This is a genomic window from Scleromatobacter humisilvae (assembly GCF_023231945.1).
Classification (GTDB): domain Bacteria; phylum Pseudomonadota; class Gammaproteobacteria; order Burkholderiales; family Burkholderiaceae_C; genus Scleromatobacter; species Scleromatobacter humisilvae.
On record NZ_JAJLJH010000001.1, the window covers coordinates 223,380 to 240,065 of the forward strand.

Genomic DNA, 16,686 nt, shown 5'->3' on the forward strand with positions numbered 1-16,686 from the left:
GATGTTGTTCGACTCAGCCGAACCAGCGCCGGAAGATCAACGAGGTGTTGATGCCGCCGAACGCGAAATTGTTGCTCATCACGATGTCGGTCTCGATGACGCGGCCGCCGCCGGTGATGTAGTCGAGCGCGCCGCAGCGCGGGTCGACCTCGTCGAGGTTGAGCGTGGGCGCGAACCAGCCCTCGCGCATCATCTCGATGGTCATCCAGGCCTCCAGCGCGCCGCAGGCGCCCAGCGTGTGGCCCATGTAGCTCTTGAGCGAGCTGATCGGCATGTGCGTGCCCAGCACCTCGCTGGTGGCCTGCGATTCGGCCATGTCGCCCTGCTCGGTGGCGGTGCCGTGCGCGTTGACGTAGCCGATCGAGTCAGGCGTCAGGCGCGCGTCGACCAGCGCCAGCCGCATCGCCTGCGCCATCGTCGCGGCGTTGGGGTGCGTCACGTGCGTGCCGTCGGAGTTGGTGCCCCAGCCCAGCAGCTCGGCATGGATGCGGGCGCCGCGCGCGAGCGCGTGATCGAGTTCCTCCAGCACCAGCGTGCAGGCGCCCTCGCCCAGCACCAGCCCGTCGCGCTTCGCGTCGAACGGGCGCGGCGTCAGGGTCGGCGTCTCGTTGCGGGTGCTGGTCGCGAACAGCGTGTCGAACACGGCGGCCTCGGTGGCGTCGAGCTCCTCGGCGCCGCCGGCCAGCATCGCCACCTGGCGGCCGCTCTGGATCGCCTCGAACGCGTAGCCGATGCCCTGGCTGCCCGAGGTGCAGGCGCTGGACGTCGTGACGATGCGCCCGGTCAACCCGAAGAACACGCCGATGTTGACGGCCGCGGTGTGCGACATCATCTTGATGTACGTGTTGGCCGTGATGCCCTCGGTGGACTTGTCGTGCATCATGCGGCCGAAGTCGCCGAGTGCCTGCGGCGTGCCGGCCGACGAGCCGTACGACACGCCCATGCGCCCGCTCGTGACCAGCGGATCGCCCAGCAGCCCCGCGTCGGCGAGCGCCAGCTCGCTCGCGCGCGTGGCCATGATCGCGACGCGGCCCATGCTGCGCATCGACTTGCGGTTGTAGTGCGCGGGCAGCTCGAACGGCTTCGCGGGCACGCCCAGCTGCGTGTTGAGGCCGTCGTACTGCGCCCAGTCCTCCATGACCTGCACGGCGTTGCGGCCGCCCTTGAGCGCGGCGAGCACGCTGGGCCAGTCGTGGCCCAGCGGGCTGATGGCGCCGAATCCGGTGACGACGACGCGCTTCATCCGACCATGCCCCCGTTGACCGAGATCACCTGGCGCGTGATGTACGCCGCCTCGGGCCTGAGCAGGAAGGCGACCAGCGCGGCCACCTCGTCGGGGGTGCCCATGCGGCGCAACGGGATGATCTTCATCGCTTCCTCCAGCACCTCGGGCGGCACCATCTCGGTGTCGATCAGCCCCGGCGCCACGCAATTGACGGTGATGGCACGCTTGGCGAGCTCGACGGCCAGCGACTTCGTCGCCGCGATCACGCCCGCCTTGGCGGCACTGTAGTTGGTCTGCCCGCGGTTGCCCATCAGCGCCGACACCGAGGCCAGCGTGACGATGCGCCCCGGCTTGCGGCGCTGGATCATCGGCATCACGACCGGGTTGAGCACGTTGAAGAAGCCGTCGAGGTTGGTGTGGATGACGGCGTCCCACTCCTCGCCGCTCATCGCCGGGAACGCGTTGTCGCGCGCGATGCCCGCGTTGCAGACGACGCCGTAGTAGGCGCCGTGCTGCTCGATGTCGGACAGCAGCGCGGCCGACGCGGCGGCGCGGTCGGCGACGTCGAACGCCAGCACGTGGGCCTCGCGGCCAAGCGCCGCGATCTCGTCGCACACCGCGCGCGCCTGCTCGAGGCCCGTGCGGCAATGCACCACGACGTCGTGGCCGTCGCGCGCCACCGCGAGCGCGATCGCGCGCCCGATGCCGCGGCTCGCGCCGGTGACCAGCACGCGCTTGCGCTCGGCTGCCTTGTTCGTCTCAGTCATCGTTGTCCTTCCCTCGGGCCGTTCTGCGTCGACCCTTCCCCTGAATCTTGCGGCGGCTCGAACACGTTCAAGCGCCCGCTCGCCACCACGCGGCCGGCCTGTTCGATGCGGCAATCGAACACGCCAAGGCCGTTCTCTCCCGTCAGCTCGCACTGCGCGAACACCCGGAGCTCGGTGCCGGCCTCGAACGCCGGCACCATGGCCTCGTAGCGCCGGCTGCCCAGCAGGTAGCCGATTCTCGGCGATCCGCCGGCCGTGCGGGCGCGCGCGCCCGACCAGGCCGCGATCGCCTGCGCCATGTACTCGATGCCGACCCACGCCGGCACGCCGTCGGCGCCCTCGAACGGGCCGCCGGCGGGCACGCGCAGGCGCGCCTCGATGCGCTCCTCGTCGCAGTGCTCCACGGCGTCGAGCAGGCTCATCGCGCCGCGGTGCGGCACCCAGGCGTCCATGGCATGCGGCGGCCACGGCCCGTCGTTGCGGCCGGCGCTCATGGCTGCGAGAACAGCAACGACGCGTTGCTGCCTCCGAAGGCGAACGAGTTGCTCAGCACATGGCGCACCGGCCGGCCCAGCGCCATGCCCGGCGCCACCGGACGCAGCGCCGGCAGCGCGGGGTCGGCGACGCCGTCCCACCAGTGCACCGGCAGCCGGCCGTCCGGGTTGTCGACCAGCGCGTGCCACGCGAACGCGGCCTCGATCGCGCCGGCCGCGGCCAGCGCGTGGCCGGTCAGCGGCTTGGTGGAGCTCACCGGCACGTCGCGGCCCAGCACGCGGTCGACGGCCAGGCTCTCCATCGCGTCGTTCTGCGGCGTGGCGGTGCCGTGCAGGTTGACGTAGTCGACCTCGCGCGGCGCGACGCCGGCCCGTGCGAGCGCGCGCTGCATCGCCTCGGCGGCACCGCGCCCGCTGGGCTCGGGCGCCGACATGTGGTGCGCGTCCGCGCTCTCGCCCCAGCCCGCGAGTCGCACCGGTCCCTCGTCGCGTCCCATCAGGAACAGCGCGGCGCCTTCGCCGATGTTGATGCCCGCGCGGTTGGCCGACAGCGGGTTGCAGCGTTCGGCCGACACCGCCTCCAGCGCCGAGAAGCCCGCGATCGTGAAGCCCGACAACGCATCGCCGCCGCCCGCGACGACCGCGTCGACCAGCCCCGAGCGCAGCAGCCGCGCGCCGCTGGCCAGCGCCTTCGCGCCCGACGAGCACGCCGTGGAAATGACGAAGGCGGGCCCGCTGGTGCCCAGCTCCCGCGCGACGCATTGCGCCGCGTTGCCCATCTCCTGCAGCGCGTAGTCGTAGCCTGGCGGCCAGCCGAAGCCGGCATGCACCTGTCGGATCGCGGCGACGCCTTCGTCGAGGCCCGCGGTGCTGACGCCCAGCACCACCGCGACGCGCGACGGCCCGAAGCGGTCGACCGCGGCCTGCACCTGCGGGCGCAGCGGCGCCAGCGCGGCCAGCAGCAGCGCGTTGTTGCGGCTGCGCTGCTTCGCCGGAAGGCCGGCCACGGACGGCAACGGCGTCGCCACGCAGCCGAGGTTGAGCATGCGGCCCGGGGTATGCGCATCGGTGGGCGCGACGCCCGAGGGCGCGTCGGCCCACAGCGCAGCGCGGATCGCCTCGGGCGTGTCGCCGAGCGCGCAGACGCAGGATTGGGCTTGCAGGTAGATGGCGGTCATGGTCCGGGGGTCGCGTCGCTGGCGGCGCGCGACTCGATCTTCAGCTTGAAATGCTCGCGCCGCTGCTCGAGCTCGACGACCTGCGGCGCCGTGCGCGTGATCACCGTCACGACATCGCCGTCCTGGCGCAGCGTGCGCACGTCGCCTGCCTCCGCGAACGTCCAGCCCGCCGGCAGCGCGGCCTGGATCGCGGCGACCGGCCACAGCGTCAGCTGCAGGTCGCTCAGGATGCGCGCGCCGGAGACGGCCTGCGGCCACCAGGGCGCGCGTTCCTCGGTCAGCGTCGTGCCGTCCCACGCGAGGCGCGCGGCCACCTGGCCCATCGCCACGACGCCCAGTTGCACGTGCTGCGCGTCGGCCTCCAGCAGCACGTCGAGCTGCTGGTCGTGGCCGGGCGCCTGCAGCGTCAGGTGCTGCTGCAGATCGACCGGATGGCCCAGCAGCGCCGGCGCGAGGCGCAGCTGCGGCGCCTCGTGCGCGCTCGCGCGCGGCGGCGCGGACGCGCAGGCGCCCAGCGCGCCCAGCGCGCCCAGCGCGACGATCGCGATCAGTCGCTGCACAGTTCCTCCAGCACGCTCAGGCGCCGCTTGGCCTGCGCGACGTACGGATTGGCCTGGTCCCACGCATAGCCCGCGAGGATGGACGAGATCATGCGGCGGATGTCGGGCGTGTGGCGCTGGTGGAAGATGATCTTCTGGAAGCCGCCCGCGTACCACGCGTCGACGAACGCGCGGAAGGTGTCGACGCCGGCCTTCAGCGGCACGGCGTAGTCGGCCTGCCAGTCCACCGCCTCGCCGGCGAACTCGCGAGCGATGCACTGCGTGGCGAGCGACGCCGACTTGAATGCGATCGTCACGCCGCTCGAGAACACCGGATCGAGGAACTCGCCCGCGTTGCCCAGCAGCGCGAAGCCCTTGCCCCACAGCGACTTCACGTTGGCCGAGTAGCCGACGATCTGGCGCGCCGGCGTGTCCCATTCGGCGTCCTTGAGCAGTTCGCCCAGCGTGGGCACCTCGGCCAGGATCGCACGCAGGCGCTCGGTCTCGGTGCCGGTGTACTGCGCCAGGTACGCCTGTTCGGCGACGACGCCGATCGAGCAGCGGCCGTTGGAGAACGGGATCGTCCAGAACCAGACGTCCGCGCGGGTCGGATGCACCGTCACGCGGATCTTCTGGCGATCGAACGAGCCGCCCTGCGGGATGTGGTCGGCCACGTGCGTGAAGATCGCGCCGCGCACCGGGAAGCTGGACGGCGTCTCGAGCTTGAGCAGGCGCGGCAGCGTGCGGCCGAAGCCGCTGGCGTCGAGCACGAAGCGGGCCTCGACGTGCAACTCGTTGCCGTCCGCGTCGCGCGCCGACACGCGCGGCCGCTCGCCCTCGAGATCGATCGCGGTCACCTCGTGGCGGTAGCGGATCTCGGCGCCCATGCGCGCGGCGGCATCCGCCAGCACCTTGTCGAAGGTCGCGCGCTGCACCTGGTAGGTCGTGGCCCAGCCGTCGGAGAACTTGTCGCGGAAGTCGAAGTCGGTGTACTTGTCGCGCCATGCGAACGCGGCGCCGTTCTTGTACTGGAAGCCGGCCTCGACGACGTCGCGCAGCATGCCGGCGGCCTCGATGTATTCCATGCTCTGCGGCAGCAGGCTCTCGCCGATCGAGAAGCGCGGGAACTGCTCGCGCTCCAGCACCAGCACGCTTCGGCCCTGCTGGCGCAGGAAGCCGGCGGCGACGGCGCCCGCGGGGCCCGCGCCGATGATGAGGACGTCGGGGGATTCGAGAGTCATGGAAGCTTCGCGGTAACGGGTGCGGGTCGATAGAACGGTGCGGAGAACCACACCAGGAGAATGCCGAAAAGGAGCGTCAGTCCGAACGAGCGTAACGCCGGCGTGCTCGACAGCGCCAGCAGCCCGAACGACAGCCACGTGCCGCCCGCGCCGAGCACGACGGCCAGCCAGGCGGCGCCGGCGTCGGCGTCCTCGCGTTCGAGCAGGAAGATGCCGTAGTCGATGCCGATGCCCAGCAGCAGCGCCAGCGCGAGCACGTTGAACAGTTGCAGTGGCTGGCCGAACAGCGCGAGCAGCGCCAGCGTGCCCAGCGTCGCGACGGCCGTGGGCATCCACGCGCGCCACGCGCGGCGGCCATAGCGCCAGCTCAAGGCGAGCAGCACGGCCGCGTGGCCGGCGACCAGCAGCAGGCCCATCATGTGGCGGTAGCGTCCGAGCAGCGCCGAGACCGACTGCACCTGGTCGACCCAGCGCACGCCGGCCAGGCCGTCGGCGCTGCGCGCGATGTCCGGCAGGGACGCGAGGTCGCGCACGCCGCGCAGCATCACGACGCTCGCGAACGCGGTGCCGTCGGCGCCGCGCGGCACCGAGCCGATCCACAGCGCGCGGCCGGCCGTCGCCGCCGGCGACGCGAGCCAGCGCTCCAGCGTCAGCGGCGCGGCCTCGAAGCGCGCGCGCTGCTGCGACTCGCCCAGCACCTGGTCGACACCGGCGATCACGCCGTCCTCGACGCGCCGGGTCAACGCGGCATCGCTCGCCTGGAGTGACAGCGACGGCACCCAGTCCGACAACGCGCGATAGCCCGCGAGCTCGCCGCCGGCGACGCGCGCGTCGAGACGCATCTTCAACGCCTCCTCGCGCCGCAGCACGTCGTCGGCGCTCGTGCCGCGCACGACGAAGAACTGCGCGGGACTGGGCAAGCCCAGCAGGCGGCCGATCTCGCGCTGCGCGTCGACCAGCGCCGGCGGCGAGTTCTGCAGCTGGCGCAGGTCGTCGCTGACGCGCAGGCCGGCGATGCCTGCGCCGCAAGCCAGCAAGAACGCGGCGTGCACGATCCACGTTGCACGCGTCGCGCCGAAGCGCGGATAGCGCACGAAACTGGCGGCGATCCAGCGCGCGAAGGCGCTGCCGCGCGGCGTGCCGCGGTCGATCCACGGGAACCAGCACACCGTCGTCGCGAAGCTGGCCACGATGCCGACGACCGAGAACAAGGCCATCTGGCGCAGCCCCGGGAACGGCGGCAGGCCGAGCGCGACATAGCCCAGCACGCTGGTCAGCAGCGCGAGCGCGAGGCCGGGCAGCAGCGTCGACATCATGCGCAGCGGCGGCGTGTCGGGCGCGCCCTGGCGGTTGGCGAACCAGTACAGGCCGTAGTCCTCGGCGCAGCCGACCAGGCTGGCGCCGAAGACGAGCGTCAGCAGGTTGACCTCGCCGAACACCCACGCCGTCACCGACAACGCCGACGCCATGCCCACCAGCAGCGACACGGCCATCAGCAGCCGCGGCCACAGCGAGCGGAACGCGAGGATGGCCAGCAGGAGCACGCCGGCGACCGAGCCCCAGCCGATCGTGTTGATCTCGAAGTGCGCACGCGCCGCGGCGACCTCGGCATGCAGCGGGACGCCGCCGGCGATCACCTTCGCGCCGGGCACCGCGGACGTCGCGGCGGCCTGCGCCTTCGCGAGCGCGTCCGCGATCGGCGACTCGCCCGTCAACGCGAACGCCGGCCCCGTCGTCTCGCGAAACAGCGCCACCCATTCGAGGCCGCCGTCGCTCAGCGCCAGCCGGCCGTCGCGCGGCCGCGCCCGCGTGTCGCTCGCGCGCGCGAGCCACCACTGCGGCCACAGGCCCAGCGGGTCGGCGTTCCAGTCGGCCAGGCGCAGGCCGCCACCCGGTTGCGCAAGCGCGGCGAGCGCGCCCTGCACCAGCGACTGCGGCGCCGCCCGTTCGAGCTGCGCGCGCTGCGCGGGCGCCAGCAGGCGGTCGCGGTACGGCGCGTAGAACGCCATCGTGTCGCGCAGCGCGTCGGGGCCGGCCATCACGCTCGGCTTCAACTGCGCGGGGCCAGCGTCGATCGACTGCTGCCATGCGTCGGCGGCCCTCGTCGCGCCCGCCCAGTCGGGCGCGCCGACCAGCACGACGACCTGGCGCGTGACCTGGCCGGCAAGCTGCCGCGTGGCGCGGTCGACCTCGGGCGCCTGCTCGTCCTGCGGCAGCAGCGCCATCACGTCGGTGCCGAAGTGGCCGGCGCGCCAGAACGCCCACTGGTGCGCGGCCACGACCACGCAGAACGCCAGCCACAGCCACGCCGCCGCCTGCCAGCGCAGGCGGTGCAACGGACGCTCGCCGGGCCGCAGGCTCATCGCAGGCGTGCCGCCTCGTCCGAGCTCAGCGCCGCGGACGGCACCTGGTGCGAGAAGCGGATCTGCGTCGTGTCGCCGCGCGCCTCGTCGATGCGAACCGTCTGCACGTCGCGCTCGCCCGCGAGCGTCGCGCGTACAAGGAATTTCGCGAGGTTGGCGTCGCGCGGCGTCAGCGCCAGCGTCCAGCCGTTGGCGCCGACGGGCTGGGCGACGACGGCGAACTTGTCGGCGAGCGCCTCGGGATCGGCCGCCAGCAGCGAGAAGATCAGCTCGTTGACCTGCTTGACGCCGGGCTCGGCCTGCGCGTCCACGAGGTCGCTGGCGCTGCCGTCGGCATTGCGCGTGAACAGCCGCGTCCTCGTCACGACCAGCGTGGACTCGAACGGCAGCTTCGTGTGCCACCACACGCCCTGCCCGCGCGCGACGAGGAACTCGCCCCTCGACACCAACGGGTTGCGGAAGCCCTTGAGCGTCTTGGTCTGCTCGAACTCGCCCTTGAGCACCGGCGAGACCTTCAGGCGCTCGCGCATCAACCTGGCGAAGTCCACCGCGGGCTGCGCGAAGGCGCACGTCGCGAAGACGCCGGCCGCCGCCAGCACGATGAGGCGCATGGCCTTGATCACGGCGATACCCCCAGCCGTTCCCACAGGATGCGCGGGCACACGTACTGCATCTCGCGCGTCGCGATGTCGACCGCGACCTGGATCGACGTCGCGCTGTTGACGCGCTCGCCGGTCGTCGCGTCACGGATCGCGTAGTCCATCTTCAGCCGGTTCTCCCACTCGACGATCTCGGCGCGCACGATGAGACGCTGGTCGAACGTCGCCGGGCGGCTGTACTTCAGGCGCAGGTCGACGATGGGCCAGGCGTAGCCCGACTCGCGCATCCGCTGGTAGCCGTAGTCGAACTTGTCGAGCAGCGCGCAGCGCGCCAGCTCGAGGTACTTGACGTAGTGGCCGTGCCAGACGACGTCCATCGAGTCGATGTCGAAGAACGGCGGCACGACCTCGATCTCGTGCCAGAGCTCAGGCGTGGTCATGCAGGGTCCATTCGCGGGCGCGGATTGCGGTGAGCAGCGCGATCAGGTCGGTGTCGAGCGCGCGGTCCTCGGCGACGAAGGCGACGCGGCGTTCGAGGTCGGCCTGGAACGCCTGCAGCGCGGCGCCGGGCACCACGTCGTCCTGCGCGCAACGCAGCGCGACGCCCTGGCGCGCGGCGACCAGCATCGCGGCGCAGACCTGCTCGGTGAGCTCCAGCACGCGCAGGCAGTCGCGCGCGGCGATGGTGCCCATGCTGACCTTGTCCTGGTTATGGCACTCGGTGGAGCGCGAGAACACGCTGGCCGGCATCGTCTGCTTGAGCGCCTCGGCCGTCCACGCCGACACGCTGATCTGCAGCGCCTTCAGGCCATGGTTGATCGCGGCACGCGGGCCGGTGGCGCCGGACAGGTTGGCCGGCAGGCCGTGGTTGTAGCGCGTGTCGACGAGCAGCGCGAGCTGGCGATCGAGCAGGTCGGCCACGTTGGCGACCGCGTTCTTCAGGCTGTCCATCGCGAACGCGATGTGGCCGCCGTAGAAATGGCCGCCGTGCAGCACCTGCTCGCGCTCGCCGTCGATGATCGGGTTGTCGTTGGCCGAGTTGAGCTCGTTCTCGATCAGCTGGCGGAAGAACGGCAGCGCGTCCTCCAGCACGCCGACGACGTGCGGCGCGCAGCGCAGCGAGTAGCGATCCTGCAGGCGCTGCTCGTTGCGCGCGGCCGGCTTGTCGGACTCGATCGCCAGGTCGGCGCGGATGCGCGCGGCCACGCGCTGCTGGCCCGCGTGCGGCTTGACGGCGAACAGCGCCTCGTCGAAGTGGTGCGCGTTGCCCGCACTCGCCAGGACGTTGCACGCAGTGATTCGCGATGCGAGCCGCGAGACGTATTCGGCGCGTTCGTAGGCCAGGCACGCCAGCGCGGTCATCACCGCGGTGCCGTTCATGATCGCCAGGCCTTCCTTCGGCCGCAGCCGCAGCGGCGCGCGGCCCAGCGCGGCAAGCGCCTCGGCGGCGGGCTGCACGCGGCCGCGGAACAGCACCTCGCGCTCGCCGCACAGCGCCGCGGCCACGTACGACAGCGGCGTCAGGTCGCCGCTCGCACCGACCGAGCCTTCGGCGGGGATGCGGGGCAGCACGTCGTGCTCGATGAACGCGGCGAGCTGATCCAGCAACTCGACGCTGACGCCCGAGACGCCCTGCGCCAGCGACTGCAGCCGCGCGGCCAGCACCGCGCGCGTCTCCTCGGCATCGAGCATGCGGCCCAGGCCCACGCCGTGGTACGCGAACAGGTGGTGCGGCAGTTCGGCCACGAACTCGGGCGGGATCACGACCGTGCACGAGTCGCCGTAGCCGGTCGTCACGCCGTAGACCACGCCGTCCTCGCGCAGCAGGCGCTCGAGGAAGTCGGAGCCGCGGCGGATGCGGGCCAGGAACGTGGGGTCGCGGGAGAGCTCGGCGCGGGCGTCGCGCGAGGCGACGGCGCAGACGTCTTCGATCGTCAGCGCGCGGCCGTCGAAGGTGATGGACCGGGAATCAGTCATGGCGCGTGGGCGTGGGAGGCGCGGCGAGCGCCCCGGGTTGATTCCAGAAGGAAAAGAAGTTGAACCACTCGTACGGCGCCCGCGCCAACAGGCGCTCGATGCGGCCCGCGAACTCCGCGGCGTAGGCCGCGCACGCGCCGAGGCGGTCGCCGCGCGGCAGCACGACGCGCTCGGCGAGGCGTTCGAAGACGACCTCGTGCGTGTCGCCCTGGCGGATGCAGCCCAGCGCGTAGAGCGGGCACTTCAGCAGCGAGGCCAGCATGTAGGCGCCGGTCGGGAACGGCGCGGCGTGGCCGAGGAAGGGCACCTGCACCGCGCTCGCGCGTCCGGCGACGATGGGCACGCGGTCGCCCGCGATCGCGACGAACTCGCCGCGCTCGACGCGTTCGGCCAGCAGCACCGCGGTGGCCGGCGTGATCTCGGTCACCTGCATCAGCGCGATGCCGCGCCCCGGCGACAGCCGCTCCAGCATGCGGTTGAACTGCTGCGCGTGCACGGTGTGCACCAGCACGGTCAGCTTCATGCCGGGCGTGGCCTCGGCCGAGGCCTGGCACATCTCGAGGCAGCCCATGTGGGCGGTCACCAGCAAGCCGCCCTGCTTCGCGCGCACCATCGCGTCGATCGCCTCGCGGCCGACGAAGCGGATGCGGTCGAGCCGGTAGCGGCCGCCGACCGCGAGCATCTTGTCGAGGATGGTCTCGGCGAACGACAGGAAGTGGCGCAGCGTGTCGCGCCGGCCGGGTGCGTGGCCCAGCGCGCCGGTGGCCTGCTCGAGCCGCTGCAGGTATTCGAGCGAGGCCTCGCGCGCCGCGCGGCTGACGGCCCAGTACCAGAGCACCACCGGGTACAGCACGACGCGGAACGGCAGCCGGCCGCCGACGCGAAACAGCGCGTACATCAGCCACATGCCGCCGGCAAACGTCTCCTCGCCGATCGCCGACCAGTGCCGCTGCCCGGTGCCCGACGTGCGTTGCTGCACCGTGCTCATCGTGCCACCTTGCGCCACAGCAGCATCGGCGCGCGCAGCAGCATGCCGAACGCCAGGCGCGTGTGCATCTTCGTGATCAGCCAGTTGTCCAGCCCGAGCCGGAAGTGCGACAGGCCGTCCTGCGGATACGTGACGCGCGTGGGGATGCTGACGATGCGCAGCCCGCGCCAGTGCAGCCGCACCAGCACCTCGGGATCGAAGTCCATGCGGCGCCCGAGCCGCGCCTCGCCGAACAGCCGGACGACCGGCGCGAGCGGATAGACGCGGAAGCCGCACATCGAATCACGGATCTCCAGCGACAGCGAGTTGATCCATACCCAGATGTGCGTGGCATAGCGGCCGACGAGCCGGCCCATCGGCACCGACTCGTCGTAGACCGGCACGCCGCAGATCACGGCGTCGGGCTCCGCGGCGGCTTGCGCGAGGAACTTCGGGATGTCGCCGGCGTCGTGCTGGCCGTCGGCGTCGATCTGCAGCGCGTGCGAATAACCGGCGTCTGCAGCGGCGCGCAGGCCGGCCATCATCGCGCCGCCCTTGCCCTGGTTCAGCGCCAGCCGCACCAGCGTGACGTCGGGCGCCTGCGCGAGCGCGTCCAGCACGGCGGCGCAGCCGGCGGAGCTGCCGTCGTCGACGAGGATGCAGCGCAGCCCGTGCGAACGCACGTTGGCCGCGACGGCGCCGACCGCCTCGCCGTGGTTGTAGACCGGGATCACCGCGACGGGATCGAACGTCACGCGGCCCCCGCCTCGGCGAACACGATGCGGCCGCTGGAGTGGCGGCCGGCCGTGGAGCGGTACTCGAACTGCAGCGTCGCGGTCGCGGCGTTCCAGTGCAGTTCCAGGTCGATGGTCATGCCCGGCAGCGCCGGCTGCGAGAACTTCAGCGCGTCCATGCGGATGAAGCGCGCCGGCATCGCGAAGCGTTGGCGCGCGAAGACGATGGCCCAGTCCACCTGCGCCACGCCGGGCAGGATGGGCGCGCCGGGAAAGTGGCCGTCGAACACCAGCAGGTTGGACGACAGCGCCAGCGAGGCCTGCGCGTGCGCGGCCTCGGCGATGCGCCATCGAGGCGTCGGCCGCTGCGGCCGCGCGGCCACCGGCGGCGCGAACAGCGCGCCCAGCAAGGCCTCGGTCGTCTTGCCCTGCGCGTTGACGGGCAGCGCGTCGACGAAGCGCCAGCGCCGCGGCAGCGCGACGCGGTCGACCGCTGCCAGCAGCAGCGCGCGCAGTTCGGCGGACAGCGCCGGCTTGCCGACGCGCCGCAGCTTCGCGCGGCCGGCCTCGGTCAGCGCGGCGACCACCGCCGGCCGCAGCGCATGCGCCACGGCGGCGCCCGCGTCGTCGACCACCGGCGGCTCGTCGGCCAGCATCAGCACGCGCGCCTCGGCGACGTCGCCGCTGCCCGCCAGGCGCCGCTCGATCGCGGTGAGCGACACGCGCTTCTCCTCGATCTTGACGATGCGGTCGGCACGGCCGTGCAGCTCGAAGCCGTCCATGCCGTCGCCGGCCGGTGTCGCGCGGTCGGACGTGCGCCACCAGTCGAGGTCGGGCAGGTGCGGCGAGCGCACGCTGAGCTCGCCGTCCTCGATGCGGAACGCGATGCCCGGCAGCGGCTGCCAGGTGTCGCCGTGGCGCGCGCGCTGGCGCCAGGCGACGCCGCCGGTCTCGGAGCTGCCGTAGACCTCCACCGGCGCGCAGCCCAGCAGCGCCAGCGCGCTGTCGGCGGCCTCGGGCGGCAGCGGGCCGCCGGACGAGAACACCGCGCGCAGGTTGGCCCGCGCGGCCGACCAGTCGGCCGCCTCCGGCAGCCGGCGCAGGTGCGCGGGGCTGGCCACGAGCACCGCGGGCGACGCGATGCGCTGCGCGATCTCCTCGTTGAAGGCGAGGCGCTCGGCCGCGAACGGCCGGCCGGCGGCGAGCGGCCACAGCACGCGAAACAGCAGGCCGTAGATGTGCTGGTGCGTAACGGTGGCCCAGACCAGCGGCGCGGCGCCGTCGGCCTCGCGCGCGAGGCCCGCCACCGCATCGCCGGCGGCGACCGTCTCCGGCGCGAGGTTGACGGGCGCGAGGCCGGTGTCGCACAGCGTGCCGAAGCGCAGCTCGAGCGCGTGCACTTCGGCGTCGAGTTGCGCGAGCCGCTTGGGGATCGCGAGCGGCTCGCCGCTGGTGCCCGAGGTGTGGACGATCAGCTGCGTGGCCGCGCGATCGAGCGGCTCGAACGCGGCCGCGCGCGCGGGTGCGGGACGCGCGAGCGCGCCCGGCAGGTCGCCGAGGAAGCCGTCGCAGTCCGCGCGCAGGCGGGCGACGGTGTCGTCCTGCATGTCGCCCGGAACGATCACCGTCTTGCCGGCGTGCCAGGCGCCGAACAGCGCGGCGGCGAAGTCGAAGGTGTCCTCGGCGAACAGCGCCCAGCGCGTGCCGCCCTGAGTGGCAAGCAGGTCGCGCCAGGCGCCGGCCTGGCCGGCGAAGTCCGCTGCAGACAGTGGTTCGCACGCGCGCCAGGCCACCGCGGTCGAGGCGGCGGCGCGGGGCAGTCCGGTCAGCGGCCGCCAGCCGGCCGCGTCAGCCATGCGCCGCCCCGTCGGCGGCAATGCGCGCACGCACGCGGCGGCGCACCAGCCACTCCCCGCCCATCAGCAGGCCCATCGCGATGTACGACAGCAGCCCGTTGTAGAGCGCCCAGGCGCCTGCGCTGGCCCACAGCGCGGTGGCTGCGGCGATGAGGCCGTTGACGACGAAGAAGCCGCACCACACCTGCGTGACGCGCCGCGTGTAGGCCACCGCCGCGGGCGGGAAGTCCGGCTCGCGCAGGCGCGCCAGGCGTTCGACGACGCTCGGGCCGCGCCACAGGCTGCTCGCGAACAGGCCCAGCATCACGAGGTTGACGAGCGCCGGATAGAGCTTCAGCGGCCCCCACTGGTCGCCCAGCGCGCCGGCGACGGCGAGCACGCCGGCCAGCGCCGCCGCGACCAGCCAGAACGACTCGCGCGTGACCCACGCGCGCGCCAGCGCGAGCGCGACCAGCAGCAGCGCGATCCAGCGCGGGCTGACGTGCCCCAGCGCCAGGTACACGACGACCGGGTACGCCAGGCTCACGGCCAGCAGCACCGCGGCCAGCAGCGGCGGCGTCCTGCGCGCGGTCGCGGCGGCCGGGGCCGGCGTGGCGGTGGCCATCGAGGAGATCACGCGTGCGGCTCGTGCACGAGTCCGTACAGCGCGTCGACGACGTCCTGCACCGTGCGCACCGACTTGAAGGCCTCGGGCTGCAGCCGCTTGCCGACGAGCGGCTTGAGCTGCACGATGAGGTCGACGGCGTCGATCGAGTCGATGTCCAGGTCCTCGCCGAGGCGCGATTCGCGCGTGATGCGCGACGGCTCGATGTCGAAGGTCTGGTGCAGGATCTCGACGATCCGCGCGAAGATGTCGTCCTTGGTCATTGCGGGTTTCCTTGAGCCTTGCCCTGCGAGATCACGAAGGCGGCCAGCGCCTTGACGCTCGCGAAATGCGCGCGCACTTCCTCCGACTCGGCCGACAGGCTCACGCCGTAGCGCTTCTGCAGCGCGAGGCCGAGCTCGAGCGCGTCGATCGAATCGAGGCCCAGGCCGTCGACGAACAGCGGCGCGCTCGCGTCGATGTCGTCCGGCGTGACGTCTTCCAGCGCCAACGAGGAAATGATGAGTGCCTTGATGTCGTTCTCAAGCTGCTGCATGGGGTCTCTCAGCGCCGAGGAGGCGCGCCAGTTCGTCGGTGAGGCGGCGTGCGGCCAGCGCTTGCGCGCCGTCCTCGGCCAGGTGGGAATCGATCGGGATGTCCTCGCCGACGTCGATCGTGAAGTGCCCGGCGCGCGGCGGCACGCGCCACCACTTGTCGGTCTTGGCCAGCATCGGCTGCGAGCAGGTGATGCGCACCGGTGTGATGGACAACGCGCCGCGCACCGCCAGGTTGGCGGCGCCGCGCTGCAGGCGGCCCAGCGGGCTGCCGGCCGGCGTGCGCGTGCCCTCGGGGAAGACGATCAGGTTGTTGCCGGCGCGCACGGAGGCGACGCAGTCGTCGATCATGCCCGGGCCCGAGTCGTTGCAGACGAAGCCGGCGGCGCGCACCGGGCCGAGCGTGAACGGATTGCGCAGCAGCGCCGCCTTGACGATGCAGTCGGCGTCGCGCACCAGCGCCATCAGGAACACGACGTCGATCAGCGACGGATGGCTCGCGAGGATCAGCAGCCCGTGGCGCCGCAGCCGCTCGCGGCCGCGCACCTCCACGCTGCACAGGCGAAAGCCGCACATCATCGCGACGAACGCGCGGAACAGGTGATGGATGACGCCGCGCATCAGCGCCGAGCGGCGCCGGCGATGGCGCACGACGACCAGCATCAGCGGCGCGACCACGACGCCCAGCAGCAGCCCGCCGACGCCGAACAGCGCGAACGAGAAGCCGGTGGCCGCGACGCGCCACCAGCGGTTGAGCAGCGAGCTGCGCTCGATCTGCCCGATGACCGCGGCCTCAGACATCGCGGCTCCACACACAGCGGCGGCCGTCGACCTGCTGCACCAGTTCGGGCGCGTCGGACAGGCCGAACCACAGCGCCTGCAGGCTGGCCGGCAGCTGTGGCGGCATCGCGCCGGCGTCGCCGCCCGCCGCCTGCCAGTCCAGGTGCAGCGCGCGTTCGCCCGCGCGCGGGCGGCGCAGCTGCCAGGCCCAGGCGAAGTGCGCCGACGGCTCGTCCTCGAACGATGCGTAGCCCGCCGGCAGCGGCGAGTCGTAGACGATGAGGCTGGCGCTGCGCGCGCCGTCGTCCAGCAGCGCCATCGCCTCGACCACGCCCGCCGCGGCGGTGGCGCGGCCCGCCGCGATGGCCGACGAGTTGCGGCGGTCGCCGCGGGTCAGCGCGATCATCGCGCCGATCGCGTTGTGCACCGACAGGCCGAAGGCCGTGGGCGACAGCGCGTCGCCGCGCGCCTGGTCGGCCAGCAGCTCGAGGCAGCGGCCCGTCTCGCCGTAGCGCGATGCGTAGACGGTGGGGTTGTCGTCGGGATCGGCATCCTCGGGCAGCGTGACCGCGCCCGCCAGGTCGATCGCGGCCTGCGCGGCCAGCCGGCCCAGCGGCGCGAAGCGCCGGCGCAGCATCGGCGCGACCGCCGCCAGCGCGACCTGCGGCTCGCCCTCGGGCAGCCATGGCGCGGCCGCCCACTGCGACCAGCGCTGCGGCGTGTCCACGCCGGGCGCGCACGCCGCCCAGGACTCGATGACGAATGAAAGACTCAATTGGCTAGCCCTGACGCCGACGTTCGCCGCGGCCCGCGGCGTCGCTTTTGTGTT

18 protein-coding genes are annotated in these 16,686 nt (G+C 72.7%); all 18 read right to left on the reverse strand.

Going from position 1 to position 16,686, the window contains the following annotated elements; translation table 11 throughout:
• Positions 1-13 precede the first annotated feature (13 nt).
• From LPC04_RS01035 to LPC04_RS01120, 18 genes are read right to left on the reverse strand one after another with little or no spacing between them, the layout of a single operon-like run.
• Positions 14-1,243: a beta-ketoacyl-ACP synthase gene (locus LPC04_RS01035; protein WP_275680319.1), complete on the reverse strand. Its 1,230-nt coding sequence runs from the start codon at positions 1,241-1,243 to the stop codon at positions 14-16.
• Entirely contained in the window at positions 1,240-1,992 is a 753-nt protein-coding gene (fabG, locus tag LPC04_RS01040; RefSeq protein ID WP_275680320.1) for a 3-oxoacyl-ACP reductase FabG, read from the reverse strand. Before fabG ends, LPC04_RS01035 begins: the two co-directional genes overlap by 4 nt.
• Entirely contained in the window at positions 1,989-2,486 is a 498-nt protein-coding gene (locus LPC04_RS01045) for a hotdog family protein (protein ID WP_275680321.1), read from the reverse strand. The genes fabG and LPC04_RS01045 overlap by 4 nt, the downstream gene beginning before the upstream one ends.
• The gene (locus LPC04_RS01050) at positions 2,483-3,664 is read right to left on the reverse strand and encodes a beta-ketoacyl-ACP synthase (RefSeq protein ID WP_275680322.1); all 1,182 of its coding nucleotides are present in this window, start codon (positions 3,662-3,664) and stop codon (positions 2,483-2,485) included. Before LPC04_RS01050 ends, LPC04_RS01045 begins: the two co-directional genes overlap by 4 nt.
• Positions 3,661-4,224 carry a DUF3261 domain-containing protein gene (locus LPC04_RS01055; RefSeq protein WP_275680323.1) on the reverse strand — a complete coding sequence of 188 codons (564 nt, stop codon included), beginning with the start codon at positions 4,222-4,224 and terminating at the stop codon, positions 3,661-3,663. Before LPC04_RS01055 ends, LPC04_RS01050 begins: the two co-directional genes overlap by 4 nt.
• Positions 4,212-5,444 carry an NAD(P)/FAD-dependent oxidoreductase gene (locus LPC04_RS01060; RefSeq protein ID WP_275680324.1) on the reverse strand — a complete coding sequence of 411 codons (1,233 nt, stop codon included), beginning with the start codon at positions 5,442-5,444 and terminating at the stop codon, positions 4,212-4,214. Before LPC04_RS01060 ends, LPC04_RS01055 begins: the two co-directional genes overlap by 13 nt.
• Positions 5,441-7,807, reverse strand: coding sequence for an MMPL family transporter (locus tag LPC04_RS01065; protein ID WP_275680325.1), 2,367 nt, complete (start codon positions 7,805-7,807; stop codon positions 5,441-5,443). The genes LPC04_RS01060 and LPC04_RS01065 overlap by 4 nt, the downstream gene beginning before the upstream one ends.
• Positions 7,804-8,430 (reverse strand): LolA family protein, encoded by a 627-nt coding sequence (locus LPC04_RS01070; RefSeq protein WP_275680326.1) that lies wholly within the window; start codon positions 8,428-8,430, stop codon positions 7,804-7,806. Before LPC04_RS01070 ends, LPC04_RS01065 begins: the two co-directional genes overlap by 4 nt.
• On the reverse strand, positions 8,427-8,846 hold the full coding sequence (locus LPC04_RS01075; RefSeq protein ID WP_275680327.1) for an acyl-CoA thioesterase: 420 nt from the start codon (positions 8,844-8,846) through the stop codon (positions 8,427-8,429). The genes LPC04_RS01070 and LPC04_RS01075 overlap by 4 nt, the downstream gene beginning before the upstream one ends.
• Positions 8,833-10,383, reverse strand: a complete 1,551-nt coding sequence (locus tag LPC04_RS01080; RefSeq protein ID WP_275680328.1) for an HAL/PAL/TAL family ammonia-lyase — start codon at positions 10,381-10,383, stop codon at positions 8,833-8,835. Before LPC04_RS01080 ends, LPC04_RS01075 begins: the two co-directional genes overlap by 14 nt.
• The gene (locus LPC04_RS01085; protein ID WP_275680329.1) at positions 10,376-11,371 is read right to left on the reverse strand and encodes an LpxL/LpxP family acyltransferase; all 996 of its coding nucleotides are present in this window, start codon (positions 11,369-11,371) and stop codon (positions 10,376-10,378) included. The genes LPC04_RS01080 and LPC04_RS01085 overlap by 8 nt, the downstream gene beginning before the upstream one ends.
• Positions 11,368-12,105, reverse strand: coding sequence for a glycosyltransferase family 2 protein (locus tag LPC04_RS01090; protein ID WP_275680330.1), 738 nt, complete (start codon positions 12,103-12,105; stop codon positions 11,368-11,370). Before LPC04_RS01090 ends, LPC04_RS01085 begins: the two co-directional genes overlap by 4 nt.
• A complete protein-coding gene (locus tag LPC04_RS01095) occupies positions 12,102-13,940 on the reverse strand; it encodes an ApeI family dehydratase (protein ID WP_275680331.1) in 1,839 nt (612 codons plus the stop codon). Before LPC04_RS01095 ends, LPC04_RS01090 begins: the two co-directional genes overlap by 4 nt.
• Positions 13,933-14,556 (reverse strand): COG4648 family protein, encoded by a 624-nt coding sequence (locus LPC04_RS01100; RefSeq protein ID WP_275680332.1) that lies wholly within the window; start codon positions 14,554-14,556, stop codon positions 13,933-13,935. The genes LPC04_RS01095 and LPC04_RS01100 overlap by 8 nt, the downstream gene beginning before the upstream one ends.
• On the reverse strand, positions 14,553-14,807 hold the full coding sequence (locus tag LPC04_RS01105) for an acyl carrier protein (protein WP_275680333.1): 255 nt from the start codon (positions 14,805-14,807) through the stop codon (positions 14,553-14,555). Before LPC04_RS01105 ends, LPC04_RS01100 begins: the two co-directional genes overlap by 4 nt.
• On the reverse strand, positions 14,804-15,079 hold the full coding sequence (locus LPC04_RS01110) for a phosphopantetheine-binding protein (RefSeq protein WP_275680334.1): 276 nt from the start codon (positions 15,077-15,079) through the stop codon (positions 14,804-14,806). Before LPC04_RS01110 ends, LPC04_RS01105 begins: the two co-directional genes overlap by 4 nt.
• Positions 15,066-15,878, reverse strand: a complete 813-nt coding sequence (locus tag LPC04_RS01115) for a lysophospholipid acyltransferase family protein (protein ID WP_275680335.1) — start codon at positions 15,876-15,878, stop codon at positions 15,066-15,068. The genes LPC04_RS01110 and LPC04_RS01115 overlap by 14 nt, the downstream gene beginning before the upstream one ends.
• A complete protein-coding gene (locus tag LPC04_RS01120) occupies positions 15,871-16,632 on the reverse strand; it encodes a beta-ketoacyl synthase chain length factor (RefSeq protein WP_275680336.1) in 762 nt (253 codons plus the stop codon). Before LPC04_RS01120 ends, LPC04_RS01115 begins: the two co-directional genes overlap by 8 nt.
• Between the last annotated feature and the right edge of the window lie 54 nt (positions 16,633-16,686).